At 58.1% G+C, this 13,648-nt stretch carries 11 protein-coding genes and 4 pseudogenes; 1 reads left to right on the top strand and 14 read right to left on the bottom strand.

Features of this window, described 5'->3' with window-relative positions; genetic code table 11:
* From NKI67_RS34010 to NKI67_RS33110, 12 genes and pseudogenes are all read right to left on the bottom strand, one after another.
* Window positions 1–127: pseudogene (locus NKI67_RS34010) on the bottom strand (N,N-dimethylformamidase beta subunit family domain-containing protein); the annotation flags it as partial.
* A gap of 149 nt (window positions 128–276) precedes the next feature.
* A pseudogene (locus tag NKI67_RS33160) lies at window positions 277–392 on the bottom strand (IS6 family transposase); the annotation flags it as partial.
* 149 nt (window positions 393–541) lie between these two features.
* Window positions 542–1,729 carry a serine hydrolase domain-containing protein gene (locus NKI67_RS33155; RefSeq protein WP_352649033.1) on the bottom strand — a complete coding sequence of 396 codons (1,188 nt, stop codon included), beginning with the start codon at window positions 1,727–1,729 and terminating at the stop codon, window positions 542–544.
* An 83-nt stretch (window positions 1,730–1,812) separates the two neighbouring features.
* Window positions 1,813–2,541, bottom strand: coding sequence for an aspartate racemase/maleate isomerase family protein (locus tag NKI67_RS33150; protein WP_352649031.1), 729 nt, complete (start codon window positions 2,539–2,541; stop codon window positions 1,813–1,815).
* A gap of 37 nt (window positions 2,542–2,578) precedes the next feature.
* On the bottom strand, window positions 2,579–2,839 hold the full coding sequence (locus NKI67_RS33145; protein ID WP_352649029.1) for a hypothetical protein: 261 nt from the start codon (window positions 2,837–2,839) through the stop codon (window positions 2,579–2,581).
* 955 nt (window positions 2,840–3,794) lie between these two features.
* Window positions 3,795–4,151 (bottom strand): CoA-transferase, encoded by a 357-nt coding sequence (locus tag NKI67_RS33140; RefSeq protein WP_352649027.1) that lies wholly within the window; start codon window positions 4,149–4,151, stop codon window positions 3,795–3,797.
* Between the two features lie 38 nt (window positions 4,152–4,189).
* Window positions 4,190–5,599: an aldehyde dehydrogenase family protein gene (locus tag NKI67_RS33135; protein ID WP_352649025.1), complete on the bottom strand. Its 1,410-nt coding sequence runs from the start codon at window positions 5,597–5,599 to the stop codon at window positions 4,190–4,192.
* A 169-nt stretch (window positions 5,600–5,768) separates the two neighbouring features.
* On the bottom strand, window positions 5,769–7,172 hold the full coding sequence (locus NKI67_RS33130) for an aspartate aminotransferase family protein (RefSeq protein ID WP_352649023.1): 1,404 nt from the start codon (window positions 7,170–7,172) through the stop codon (window positions 5,769–5,771).
* A gap of 134 nt (window positions 7,173–7,306) precedes the next feature.
* Window positions 7,307–9,145 carry a CocE/NonD family hydrolase gene (locus tag NKI67_RS33125; RefSeq protein WP_352649021.1) on the bottom strand — a complete coding sequence of 613 codons (1,839 nt, stop codon included), beginning with the start codon at window positions 9,143–9,145 and terminating at the stop codon, window positions 7,307–7,309.
* 329 nt (window positions 9,146–9,474) lie between these two features.
* A complete protein-coding gene (locus NKI67_RS33120; RefSeq protein WP_352649019.1) occupies window positions 9,475–9,885 on the bottom strand; it encodes a hypothetical protein in 411 nt (136 codons plus the stop codon).
* Between the two features lie 557 nt (window positions 9,886–10,442).
* A pseudogene (locus NKI67_RS33115) lies at window positions 10,443–11,498 on the bottom strand (ISNCY family transposase).
* 327 nt (window positions 11,499–11,825) lie between these two features.
* Window positions 11,826–12,344: pseudogene (locus NKI67_RS33110) on the bottom strand (transposase); the annotation flags it as partial.
* Window positions 12,345–12,759: 415 nt separating this feature from the next.
* Between NKI67_RS33110 and NKI67_RS33105 the strand changes: the two are divergent.
* Window positions 12,760–13,056, top strand: a complete 297-nt coding sequence (locus tag NKI67_RS33105; RefSeq protein WP_352649017.1) for a hypothetical protein — start codon at window positions 12,760–12,762, stop codon at window positions 13,054–13,056.
* Window positions 13,057–13,162: 106 nt separating this feature from the next.
* Here the strand turns inward: NKI67_RS33105 and NKI67_RS33100 are convergent, their stop codons facing one another.
* Both NKI67_RS33100 and NKI67_RS33095 read right to left on the bottom strand, forming a co-directional pair.
* Window positions 13,163–13,462: a hypothetical protein gene (locus NKI67_RS33100; protein WP_352649016.1), complete on the bottom strand. Its 300-nt coding sequence runs from the start codon at window positions 13,460–13,462 to the stop codon at window positions 13,163–13,165.
* On the bottom strand, window positions 13,459–13,648 hold a 190-nt coding region (locus NKI67_RS33095; RefSeq protein ID WP_352649014.1), incomplete at its 5' end, for a hypothetical protein. The genes NKI67_RS33095 and NKI67_RS33100, both read right to left, overlap by 4 nt.

The raw sequence follows: 13,648 nt of genomic DNA, 5'->3' as shown, positions 1-13,648 counted from the left end.
ACAATGGGCGAATACTGGTTGCGATCTGGACCTGTGATCCCATTGTAATGTTCGAACCGCCCCAAGTATTATAGGCGAGCCAGGTGCCAGTCGCCGCCACCTGTAGGATGCGGCCCGACTTGCGGCCGTCCATTCCAGCATGATGTCTCATACGGGCGTTATCAACTTAAGTCGCGTTCAGGGATTTGCGGCATAGACCGAGGGAATGAACACCGCGACCGTCCGCTACAAGCGCCATCGTGTTACAGGTTCCCCTTGAGCCTGCGTCTGGTCGAGGATGCCGAGCTCGGCCATCCCCTCCTCAAGATCCCGCAGGCTCAGAGATTGTATGGCAAGTACCTGCGCACGCAAAGCAGGATCACGGGCGGATCGAACTGACGGCCTTTGAACATTGGAACCCCCGAAATTGATCGAAGGGTCCTTGCCACGGCCCTGGTGATCAAAGGTTGCGACAGATCGGCGACAACGGCTCTTGCCAAAGATAGAAGACCTTCGCCAAGGCCTGCCGCGACCTCGGCATCAAGCACGTCACCACAAGGCCCTATTCGCGTACAGGACTTGAAGGCTGCGTCAAAGCAGCCGCGCGCACTGCTTCGACAAAGGCTTCCTGCGCTTGTCTATACTCGGGAAGATTAGGCTCCGGCCAGGCGGAGTTGATTGCGATTACCAGGTGTTCCTTCGGAAATACAAAGATCGCTTGGCCGCCCCAGCCTAGGGCCGCATAGCCATCTTTGTAAATCCACCAGAAATAGCCGTAGCCCTCGCGGCGATTGAGATAAGTCGCCCCATTTTCCTCCGAGAATACTACGTGAGCGCTTGTTGAGTCCTCAACCCACGTGGCCGGCAGGACCTGGATGGCGCCCGCCTTGCCGCCCTCAAGCATAAACTGGCCGATACGAGCATAGTCGCGGAGGGTCGCAGAGATGCCGCCGCCGCCGAACTCATGGCCTGCCCCATCCACCGCCCAGAACGCGTCCGCCTCCATTCCGTAGGGTCGCCAGAGCTTATCGGACAGGTACTCTGATAGCGACTTGCCCACCGCTGTCGACACAAGGATACCGGCCAGGTCGGTATCTCCAGACTTGTAGGCGAATTTGCTCCCCGGCGAATCCGCCCTCGGCAGGCGACGCATGTAAGCCACAACAGGATTGACCCCAAGTTCCGGCGTCGACCATACGGAGCGACGCGCGTCCGAATTGGGGTCTGTGTAGTCCTCGTTCCATTTTACCCCTGTGGTCATGGTCAAAAGCTGACGGATGGACACGCCCTCATATGCACTCTCCCTAAGTTCAGGAATATAGTCGCTGACCGGCGCATCCAGGCTCTCTATGTAGCCATCCTGGACTGCCGCACCAACCAGGATCGAAGTCACCGACTTGGCGGCCGAAAGGGACATCCAGCAATCCGATTCCCTGCGTCCGAGGCCGTAACGCTCAAAGATTACTCGGCCGCCCCTCAGCACGACGATGCCCGAAACACGCTGCGCTTCCATGTAGCGGTCCACGTCCATCTCTTGGGCATCCCAATTCCAGCGGGGCGAGATGTGATGGATGGCTAAGGGCAGATGGCGGACATTGGCGCTGCGGCCCACCACACGGACCGGATCAATTTTCTCTCTCGATCGGAAGCCGATGATTTGCTGCTCGGGTGTCCAACACACGAACGCCGCGCCGCCGGGAGGCAACCGAGTGACATCGTCAGTTCCATGCATAGTTGTACTCGTGGTCATCACTCGCCTCGACAGGTAAATTTAAGTCTGGTGAACCGGCGCAAGATAGCAGCCGACAGGAACTGTGTGTCATGCCCAACCCGTCAGGCTTGGGCCTCAGCGCGTGGCAAGTTTAACTCCGCTGCCATCCCGTCACGAAGTCTGTGGTCGCCTAGGAGATCAAGAGCGTGCCAAGCCATGGCATTCACGCTCGCAAGGACCGGATACCCCAAAGCGTGACTTAGTCGGCTAAGATCCGATCTCCGGATGGAGAAAGCTGCGCAAGATACGAATAGGGCATCGAGTGGGGGCGCCGCCGCCAGCAGCGCTTTCAACTCCGTCTCAATGCGATCGACGGGCACTCGGGCAATGTCGTCGTCTGTGATAAGATTCATCGGGTGCGACAACGAATGGCTGGCGACGACCTGGACACCGTGGCGAGCAAAATATGGCGTAGACGCCCTGTGAAGCGTCGCGCCATAGGGCGTCAGGAGCGCGATCCGCTTTATCGCGAAGCGCTGCATCATCACCACGGAGGCTATGCCTGGAGATGTATAGCTGAGACCGGGTCGTGCAGCACTTAGCTGGTTCAGGAGTGTTTCATTCCCTAGCGCAATCGTAGCTGATGTGCACGAGAACGCGATCAGCTTAACCAGATCGCCGGGTGGCAAAGTTGCAAGCACGATTTTCCAATCGGGTATAGGAATGAAACCGCCGGCTTTATGGTTCTCTTTGTCATAGGACACACGCGTAGTAAAGATGCGCGTGTGCGAGCCCGCCATCTCTGCTTTAAATGCGCCTTCTCCCACCGGATCGGTGGACAGTGCTATCAAGCCTATTCCCTTCAAGTTCTTCGTCCTCTTTGCTATTTCACCGAGTGGATGGGTTTTGGGCCATTTTAGGGCGGGGGCCGCGTCGTGCGCTTGCCCGTCTCTGTTCAAAATCTCGACTTGTTGTGATGGCTCCGACCTTGGCTGCCGTACCGCCGCTCGAGGTGTTGAGCGCGATGATGGACGGGACGCTGACGACGAGAAAGAAGATGTCCACCAAGGCGATCGGCTCCAGATTGCGATAGTTGATGTTGGCAATGATGCGCGCCTGCCCCATCAGTTCGATGATGGTAATCATCAAGAGCAGTGGCGTTTCCTCGTCACCTTGACCCCGGTCTCGGCCTCAAAAGGCTTTACATAGGCCTCCATCACAATTGCCGCCGCTCATATTGACTTTCAACTCGCCGGCGGACGCTGCCCGTGCACGACCGGTCGCAGAGGATACTGCACCTACCGCGATCACGGACGATGTTGCCTGCAAGAAGTGCCTGCGATTTATGAAAAAGCTCATTTCGTTCTCCCTCCCTCCCTTGGTTATCAAGGGATTCACTCTCAGCCTATGGCGAACACAACACACGAGATCGCCGTCATTATCCCTCCTTTTTGGCGCCTGCAGCTGGAGTTCGAATTTAAGAGACATAATTATTACGGTCCAATATCCTTGTGGTATAGATTTATCCTGAATAAGCATAATTGCCGCCGGGCCTCGGAGCGCGGCCTGTAATGTCCGTTGTCAATGCTGGGCATGAGAAACCATTGTCAAGAGTGGCTACTGGTGGGGATGCCGGGTGGGCCCAGCCTCATGGGAAAAGTGCCCATGATCAGAAACCTAGCGGCGATCCGCTGGACGATGCGGCGCGTGGCCGACACACCGGTGATCGACCGGAATGCGGCTCGTCAATGATCGTCTGCTGTTTGGGATGCTGGGGGACAATGTCGGAATATAACTCAGCTCGATGCGTCAGCGCAGTATCGCCGCACGTGAATTCAAAGACGAGACGCGGCGGTCCATGCTGCCTCCAGGTTTATGCTGGAGTGAGGCGGGCAAAACCGATTTTGATCCGGACGAACATGTGGCCCAATCTCCTTGGCCCCTCGGCCACGCAGATCTTGCCGCACGTGGCGGCGGGAGGATTGAAGTTGCGAGCCGTCTTGTGGAAGACAAGGTTCCCGATCATATCCGCCCAGGCCCTCACGATGAAATGGTGATCGACAATGTTCGGTCTCGAGCACATAGACTTCATCATGGAAGATCTTCAGCTCCTTGCCCTCGGCAACGCCGTCCTGGTGTAGAAGCCGGGGGATGCCCACGCAGCCGGCCCGCACTGCGCGCGCTGAGCGTCCCCCTGCGGATTGAACTTGAGCTCCAGTTTGCAGCTTAGATACCGCCGCATGAACTCGGCATTCTGCCGATACAGGACGAGATTTCTGTTCCTGTTATCTTGGCCTTTCAGCAGCACATCTAAACCGGAGTCATCGACGTCGCGATTGTTCGACGCAATCGTCAGGTCTTTGATGCCGGCCTTCCGAATTGCCCCGATCAGCAACTCCGGAATACCGCAAAGACCCACCAGCCGCGATGAACATGCCTTCGAACAGCGGGCCTCGCGCATGTAGATTTGCAGTCAAGTCAGTTGATCGAGGCTTCGCGTCACCCCAGATTGATGCAGACGACCTTTGGCTGGGTCATGTCTTCATAGGCGAAACGGACGCCCTCGCGACCCATGCTGCCGTATTTGAAGCCGCCGAAGGGCATGGCATCGAAACGGTAGTCGGAGGAGTCGTTGATCATCACCCCGCCCGCCTCGACTCGCTTGGCTGCGTCGAGTGCGACATTGAGATCGTTGGTGAAGATGCCGGCATGCAGGCTGTAGTCCGGATCGTTGGCCATCTCGATCGCCTCATCGAGTGTGTTAAAGGGCGCGAGCATGACCACGGGCGCGAAGACTTCCTCATGCCACAGACGGCACGTCAGGGGCGTTCCTTCGAGTACCGTCGGATGATAAAGGGACCCTTCGCGGCGATGTCCGCAGAGCAGCTTGGCACCTGCGTTGATGGCTTGGTTGACGGCCGCTTCTGTGCGTTCTGCAACCTGTTGGGAGATCATCGGACCGACATCCGTCTCTTCCTGCAGGGGATCGCCGGCCTTGAGCTTGTTCGTGGTCGCAACAAAGGCATCGCGGAAGCGATTGTAGAGTTCGGCCTGGATCAGGATGCGCTGGGCACCGATGCAGTTTTGGCCAGCCGCCCAGAACGCGCCGGAGACACAGCCTCCTACCGCCTTGTCGAAGTCGCAGTCATTCATGACGATAACAGGCGCATTGCCGCCGAGCTCCATGGCAAGCTTCTTCAGGCCGGCCACGCGGCTGATCGCTTCACCAGTCGCAAATCCGCCGGTGAACGAGACCATGCGCACCTCGCGCGCGGAGATCATCGCGGTCACCAGCTCTCGGTCGCCATGAGCGACCGTGATGATCTCCTGAGGCAAACCGGCCTCACGAAGCGCTTCGACAAGCTTGATCGCCGAGAACGGTGTTAGATTCGACGGCTTGAGCAGCACCGAGTTGCCGCCAGCGATTGCCGGGCCGAGCTTGTGAGCGACGAGGTTCAGAGGATCATTGTAAGGGGTAATGGCGGTGATGATGCCGAGTGGCTCACGGGTAAACCAGCCTTGGCGTTGTTCCGATCCCGTATAGGCATCGAATGGTACAATCTCACCGGCATTGCGCTTTGCTTCTTCCGCCGAAAGCTTCAGCGTGTTGACGCAGCGCAGCACTTCCTTCCGCGCCTGAACAATGGTCTTGCCGGCTTCGCGAACGATGGTCTCAGCGAAAGAGTCGCGGCGGCTTTCGATAATCTGTGCGGCACCCTCCAGGATGCTCGCACGTTTGTGCCTGGGCAGATTGCGCGAGATCTCGGCTCCGCATCGAGCACGCTTGAGCAGCGCATTGATCTCTGCAGGATCGATCGCCTCGACCGATCCGAGAAGAGACCCATCATAAGGGCTATGAACAGAGATCGGCGCCAGGCTGGTCATAATATGGAGTTTGGCGGCAGTCATGTGGCCAGGTTCCCTATTCCTGATGAACCTCCTGTCTGGAGGTGGTGTTTGTCACGCAAGGCAAGGCTCGTGTGCCTGCCCCGTTCTGGCTTTTGATGCAGTCGTTGATGACAAGCCTTCGGCTTCTCGCAGCGGCCGGAATCACCGGCCGCCGTGGTTTGACGGTTGATCAGATCTTTTGGCCGTCGCGAACCAGTTCGTCCATGACCGAGCGAACGGTCTTCTCGGCGATCGAGATGATCTCGTCGACTTCCGCCTTGGTAGTGACGAGTGGCGGCGCAAAGCCGAGGATGTCGCCATGCGGCATGGCGCGAGCGATCAGACCGCGGTCCCGCGCGGCCTTCGAAACGCGCGCACCAACCTTCAGCGACGGATCGAACCGCATCTTGTTCTCGCGGTCACCGACGAACTCGATGGCGCCCATCAGGCCGACGCCACGCACTTCACCGACGATCGGCAGCTGGGCGAACTTCTCCTTGAGCTGCGCTTGGAAGTAGGCGCCGACCTCGCGAGCGTTTCCGGGCAGGTTTTCCTGCTCGACAATGTCGAGAACGGCATTGGCAGCAGCCGCACCGATCGGATGACCGGAATAGGTGTAGCCATGCGAGAAGGCGCCCACACGATCTGCCCCGTCTTCGAGCACCTTGTAGACCTTCTCACCGACGATCGCGGCCGAGAGCGGGAAGTAGGCAGAGGTCAGGCCCTTGGCGACGGTGATGAGGTCGGGCTCAATGCCGTAGTGCTGCGAGCCGAACATCGCGCCGGTACGGCCAAAGCCGGTGATCACCTCATCGGCGATCAAGAGAACGTCGTGCTTCTTGAGCACCGCCTGGATCGCTTTCCAGTAGCCTTCCGGCGGCGGCGTGATGCCACCCGTGCCAAGAACAGGCTCAGCGATGAATGCGCCGACAGTGTCAGGACCGAGACGCTCGATCAGCTGGTCGAGCTCGGCCGAACGACGGTTAGAGAACTCCTTCTCCGTCTCGCCTGGGTTGGCACCCCAATAATGGTGCGGTACGCCAGTATGGACGATCTGCGGCAGCGGCAGGTCCATATGGTCGTGGTAGAAACTCATTCCGGTCATCGAGCCGGAGACGACGCTGCAGCCATGGTATCCACGTTCACGCGAGATGATCTTTTTCTTCGTCGGCTTACCGCGCAGGTTGTTGTAGTACCAAACGAGCTTGGCCTGGGTCTCATTGGCGTCCGAGCCCGACATGCCGTAGAATACTTTGCTCATCTTGCCCGGCGCCATCTTCACCAGACGATCAGAAAGGATCGCCAACTCATCAGTCGTGTGCGCCGCATAAGAGTGATAGTAGGCAAGGCGATAGGCCTGACGGGAAATCGCCTCGGCGACCTCCGTGCGGCCATAGCCGACATTGACGCAGTAAAGGCCGGCGAAACCGTCGATCAACTGCTTGCCGTACGCGTCCTGGATGCGGATGCCCTTCCCTGTCTCAATGATTGTCGGCTCGCCGAGCTTGCCGGTGGCGAAATCCTTAAGCTGCGTGAAAGGGTGCAAGACACTGTTGCGATCCTTTTCGCTGATTTCGTTTATTTTGATAGTCATTGTACTGTCCTTTTTGTAGCGCGATCATCTTTTGCGGCGGAAATACCAACAATCTCTCTCGCCTATTGTAGATTGGATAGGCGAAATTTATCGCTTATCATTAGGCCCGGCATTGCAAGTGATGGGATCGGCGCTCACCACTCAACAATGGGTAGGTCAATGTAGCAACCGTCGGGACCGCGATGAAATTTAAGCTGCGGCGCTGCTCCGTCAGCGGGCACATTGGCGAACGTAGTGCTCTCGCTTCCTGCGAGACACACCCTCAAACTGTAACCCGCTGGAACGAGCGCCGATATAGGAAGCAAGGTGAACGCCAGGATGGTCGGCGTGCCCGGTGTGAGCGGTTCGGCATCACTTTTCAAATAGCTATGCTGCGGTCCCAGCACACTGAAAGGAGAGTCAGTCCACACCTTACGATGCAACCCGCGCAGCTGCCCCTCCGTGAGATAGCAGGACACCCCATCCGGCCTTACGGCTTCCAGATAGACGAAGAAGTTGCCGTCCTCGCGGGTCGAGGAGACATTCAGCTCCACAATGGGATGCCCGGTGATCTCGAGGTCTCGTGCCAGCGGCTCGCTGGTGTAGGCGAGGCGTCCGGCTGCAAACTGTTGCCGATCCCCATAATCCACTTCCCAAGTACCAATGCCACCGTTCGTGTCCCACCTGTTTGAGAGCACGTCCCCCAGTTCACGGTCGACCTGCAGTGAGTCGAAGCCCATCTCGTCCGGCAGTGATCTCAGGCGCGAGCCACTTGCCATGTACCAGCGTTGGCGCGTGGCAGGGACTGGCCACGAGCGGGTCGATTTCCAAGCGCCCTCCCCGCAAGTGTAGTAGTGGATGACCTTATCAGGATCGCTTGCAGCTTGGCCGTTGAAGCACGCGTCCATGAACCGAATATCATTTGCCTGCTGGCTCGCCATGGTTGGAACGAGATCTTCAACGTCGGGACGAAGTGGGTCGTAGGCTTTGCGGCCGCCGTGGTTCCACGGACCGATGATCACGTTCATCGGATTTGACTGAAGCAGAAATCGCCGAATGGAGCCCTGCGCCGACCCAGAATCGAACCAGCTGCTCCAGTTTTGCATTGGGACGCCAGACTTCGAGATGAGGTCCGCCGCTGCCTGCGGTGAAAAGTCAAACTCGGTCACCCTGCTCAACCATTCGTCCTTGGATGTGATCTGATGCACGGGTAAGTAAGAGGGCGCCTCCCCGTGCTCGAGCAAGGCAGCAGCCAGCTCAGCCTCGCTCCCAACCGGACGAATGTCCACGCGAAGGCTGGCGGCGCGGTCCGAATTGATTTTGCTGTTCTTATTTCTGTTTAGCGATTCGACCCACTCGCTCCACCTGTCGAGTGTGAGATTGGGAACGCCGCCGGGCCAGGTCTCAAAGAAGATATCGTAATCGACATATCGCGGCACGATTCCCTTCAGCGCTGGGTGATTTCGCGAGGCTATCAGATCTGCGGAGTTAGCCGTGTAAGACATGCCATATGCAAGTACTTTACCAGTGGACCAGGGCTGTGCTGCTATCCAATCCACCACCCAGCTAAAGTCCAGGATCTCCTCGCGGGAGCGGTGGCCGGGCCAAACACCAAAGGAGGCCCCGGTACCGCGTACATCTCCAACAACCACTGCGCATCCATGCGGGACGAATAGATCGGCATAAGGATTAGAGGGGTCGTCCTTCTTGCCCCGGCCATAGCACGTCATCACCAGAACGGTGTCGCGTTTGACGTCGGCGCGGTCATCCATCGGACGGACGATATCCAAGGCGAGTCTCACGCTGCCGTGCGCAGGAATATACACCGATCTTAACTCGCCGACATTGTCCGTCCGCGCAGCTTCGGCACTGAGATCTAAGCGGAAGGCCGACTTTTGTTTCTCTCGTGCATCGGCCACTTTCGGTGGCAAAGGCGTGTCGTCACTTGATGCAACTTTTCTGTCACTCGATAGCTGTTCTCCATGAATTATCATGCTTTCTCCTTTGTGTTTCCGAATCCATCCCGCCGTTGCTTTGCGGGAACAGATCGATTCAGGTTCGGACCTTTAAAGAAAGACAGATCCCGAATGAGGGAGGAATATCTTCCAGCGCTGCGTCGTCCGACCTACAACAGATTACCCCTTGGCTATGACGACGGATTGGGGGACATGATAGAAGCATCCCTTGTAGCCGGTGAGACTGCCTGCGCGTTGCACTGGGAGGCTTCTCCTGGCGTACGGAAGCGTTTCGGAGCTCATTTCCAAATCCTCGATAATGCAGTCAAGAATCTTTAAGTCAGACGGGACTGACCACCTAGAAAGTGTCAGAACGCGCCTGCTACCATCTCCGTTATTACGGGTCGATCGAATGTGGCGGGGTTAACTAATGCTCCGTCCCGAGGAGCAAAGGACGGGGTGTCGGGCGACAAGCCCTCGTTGAGTTCAAGAATACCAAGGATGACATCGCTTTGCGAAGGCATGATGAGGCTCCCTTTTGTTTCGAATGCCTGATGGCGCGGGCGGCAGTGGCGTAGCGGCCAAACTTTGCGCCAAGTCTTCACTCGACGTTGTTCCCGCTTCAAGGCAAGCGTCTTCGCGAGAGCAAGGTTGCCCGCACAACCGAGGCCGGCAAAGCCACCGATCAGCTGATCGCCGTGCGTCACCTGGATGCAGATCACCTTCCCCTTCTCAACGATCGTCGGCTCGTTAAGTTTGTCGGTCGCAACGCCCTTCATGCGTGACGCTTGGCCCTCCTACTTTCGGACCGACTTGGTGCAAGGGTAATCTCTCAATTACTGCTTGTGTTCCAAACACAAGCCAAAAAAGCATCGCGCGTCCAACATTGTTTGGGCATAGATTGATCTCGGATAGGCAATAGTACATAAGCGGGTAGTGGTGAAGCAAATCTGCCAATGGATCAGCGGCACAGAACGGGAGGTGAACTGTCGCTGGCTGAGTCGGAGGGTGAGATGAATTCGGCGTCAGCATATCGGGCTGAGCTTACAGTTGGTAATGAATAACTGGCACGGCATGGCTGAGGTCGCGAACAGGATCCGCTGGCCCATTAGCATCCGGAACTCCAATAGTGCTCGGCGATCCGCCCTGTTTAGACTAGTTTCCGTCCATAAACGCCCGTTGACAGAGGTTTGCCGCAGGAAGAACGTCGTTCGCGGTACCGGGCCGACGCGAAATCTAATGGGTCACGCCAGAAAGAACTCGCCGAACGGAAGTTAGTCATGGCTATGGAGCCGGCGCCTGCCGGCGGGCTGCTGACCCGCGCAATGGCTCGACGTCAGGTCGGTTTGAGACGTGCGAAGAGGACGAGATTGTAGGCCACGACCGAGGACCAGACATAGCTCTTGAAGTGATCAAGGCCGCGCCAGGTGCAGCGCGCCAAGCCGTACGCGCGCAGATGTCGGCCTCGCTGCCGGCCCGGAAGTTGCGCAGCTTGCGATAGACCCCAATTGCTTCTAACCATGTCCTCGATCCTGAGGCCGGCTTTCTTGTGGAATGCCATGTCGCGCACGCCCAAGGTCTTCGCTGTAGCCAGATTGTCGCGACTGGCAAAGCCGCCGTCGGCCGCCGCCTTGCCGCGGCGCGTGACCATAGAAGGCGGCGAGCCTGCCAGAGTGCGACGAGCGGAGTGCTCGCCGCGGCCAATCGTTCCGTCGCCTGCTTCAGATAGGCCAAGGTCGCGCAGGCGATCGCGATCAGTTCACGGTAGAGTTGGACACGGTTTGGCCGGCCACGTGTGAACTGGATCTTGCGGGCGCGCTTCTTGGCCGCGGCAATGATTTCGCCATTCCAAGCCAGCGCCACCGGCCAAGGCATCAGCCTGCTTCAACAGGCGCACCATGACCCGCACAGCATCCCACAGCAGGCTGCTGTCGCTCGGTTCGTGCATGAGTGCCGAGGTGACAGTGCTGTCCAGCCGCACGACCGCACCGTCTTCCAGTTTTCTCTGCCGGGCATTCGACAGCAGCGCCCGATTGATCTCTTCCCAGGTCTCGGGTCGGATCGCGCTGATCGTCTTTTGCAGCACCGACTTCTGCGGGTTCCAGGACCACGGCAGGCGGGCAAAGGCGCGAAACGAGGCTGAGTCCTCGAGGTGGAATGCCAGTTCCTGATAGCTCAGTTGTCGGTATTGCTTGAGAAGCGCACAGCGCAACACCGCCCCGGCAAGTAGACCTTGCCATCCGGTGGCCTGGACGCCCTGCCGACCCAAATCTCGCGCCACCAAGCCAAGCAGATCGCGATGCTCGTCCAGCCACTGCGACATCGCCTTCAGTTCGTGGCCGATCTCGTGCGTGGCAAAAAGATCGAATATGCTTATATGAGGAGCGTCAATGCGGAACTGTCGTCAGGGTGACATTTTTGCTTTCCGTCGGTTGTTGAGGCATCCACGGTCTGAGTCCGATTGCAAGACGCGGCTCGTTGCCAAGCCAGATCCAACTTATATACGGTCGCTGTTCGAGACAGCGGCAACATCCCGCTTGCGGCGGACAAGGGCTCAGGAGGACGAGACCATTCTGGCTTACGGCCATTTCAGGGCCATGCATATTCCCGGTTCGTCCCACCTGGATCCGCCAGGACTGATCGGATCCTGGAAGATTTGCAGAATTCAGTTCGGCTAACGCATCAGGCGGTCTTCATGACTGCACCCTTGATGACGACCATAAAGCAGCGTTCGCATCATGCCATCACCGCACAGCGAGATGCGACCGACACGGCGGCTTTCTCCCGACTCATGGAGCACCGGCGTCAGGCCCAAAATCGGCCCGATCGCTTTCGAATTGCGGAATCGGGCCGGAATGTCGATCCTCGCGGTGTAGGCCAGCGACACGACTGGCCGACACCGGGGATCAACATCAGCTGGCGGCAAACCGCATCATCATCTCGGACGATCGCCAGAAGCTTGCGTTGGACGGTGGCAAAGTGCTGACGCAGCTTGCTGGGCGCATCGATAAGCGGTTCGACCATCTCGGCCAGATCGGGCATGCCTTCGGTGAGCTCGCGGATGCGCTGCTCGAATTTGACCGCGCCGACCGCGCCAACGTTCACCCCGAAGTTGCGCAGCAGCCCGCGGATGTCGTTCTCGATGGCAATCGCCTTTTCCTGTAAGGGCTTGCGCAACAAGGCCCGGCGTTTCTGGGCTTGTCAGGGTCTTCACATGCACCGGGCGGAACAGATTGACTGCGTAGGTGAAGTTGGGCGCCGAGAACGGCAACGAATATCTCCGCCTCGCGTATCTCGCCGGTTCAGAGGATCGACGATGGCGATCTTCTCGCCGGAATAATCCACGAAGACCTTGTCGCCGGCGACGTGATCCAGCCTGGGTGAAAGCCGCCGCTCGAACCCGCGCTAGAGATCCCAGAAGCGGCTGTAGCCGTAGCCGCCGGATGAACGGCGCGATACTCTTCCTACAAAATGAGAAGGGTGACGCCCGGCTTCATGAGCTCGACGACAAAATCGGCTCAGCTCGGTTCAGGGCGCCGCCGCATGCCCTGCTTGATCCCATGCAAAAAGCTTGCCCCCGAGGCATCGTCGGTCAGTTCGCCCGGCAGCTGCTATGTTAGGCCCGCCGCCATCGCTGCTTCAGATTGCCCTGAATGGTGCTGCTGCGCGCCACCCCGAGCGTCCGCGCGATGTTCCGGGCGCTGGTCCCGTCCCCGGCAAGCCGGAGCGTTTGTCTAAATTGTCTCATGGTCATCTTCCGCTTTGCCGGCATTGCGCTTTCCTTGTTCAGCACAAGGAGCGTATGCCGCAGTTGCCGCAAAGTGGGCGGTTTATTGATCGGAATCCGGGCTCATTCCGGAATGGTGGCCGCCTTCAAATCGGAATACCCGGCCGGCTTGATCCGGAATCCGCACTCCACTTTCGCAAAAAGTTTTGAAACTGAAATTTAACATCAAATAACTCGAGACGGTGCGAGATTAGGGTAGAGCTTTGGCGGGTGCCTGTCTGGTGAAGACGGCGCCTTAAACCCGCCAGCTTTGTGCACGAGTGAAGACATCAGGCGCAAGTGGCTGCAGAGCAGAGACTATGGAAAACCCGCAGTCTCTCAGGTTCGAAGGTTGCCAATCGGAGTTTCCGCCAGTTTTCTTTGGCCCCCTCGCGGGTTTGCGAACGGCGGCCAAAGAGGCATTTGCGGTCGAGTTCGGCCGATTTCTCGACCAGGCTGATGGTGTTGCTCAACCCGAGAAGTTGTTCGACCTGGTATGTGCTTTTGCCCTGAATTTTGATTGCCCGTTGATCGCATATGGCTGGCTCACGTGGTGCAGAAACAAGCGCGGCAAGAACAACTCCAATCATTCTGCTTTCGTCACGGCTGCAATTACACAGGACGCAAAACTTGGACGCGTGCGCATTAGCGGTGGCCGGCAGGCCAGAAATTCGATCACAAGGGGCTGCCCGCCTTGTACCGCCCGGCGTTGATCGTCTTGGTAAACCCGATTTTTGCCCGGCTGCGCGCGGCCGTAGATAAATTCGGTCGTGTCC

The organism is Mesorhizobium sp. M0408 (assembly GCF_040321495.1).
GTDB lineage: Bacteria > Pseudomonadota > Alphaproteobacteria > Rhizobiales > Rhizobiaceae > Mesorhizobium.
The sequence above is the reverse complement of the archived record's forward strand: the minus strand, read 5'-3'. Positions and strand labels throughout refer to the sequence as shown.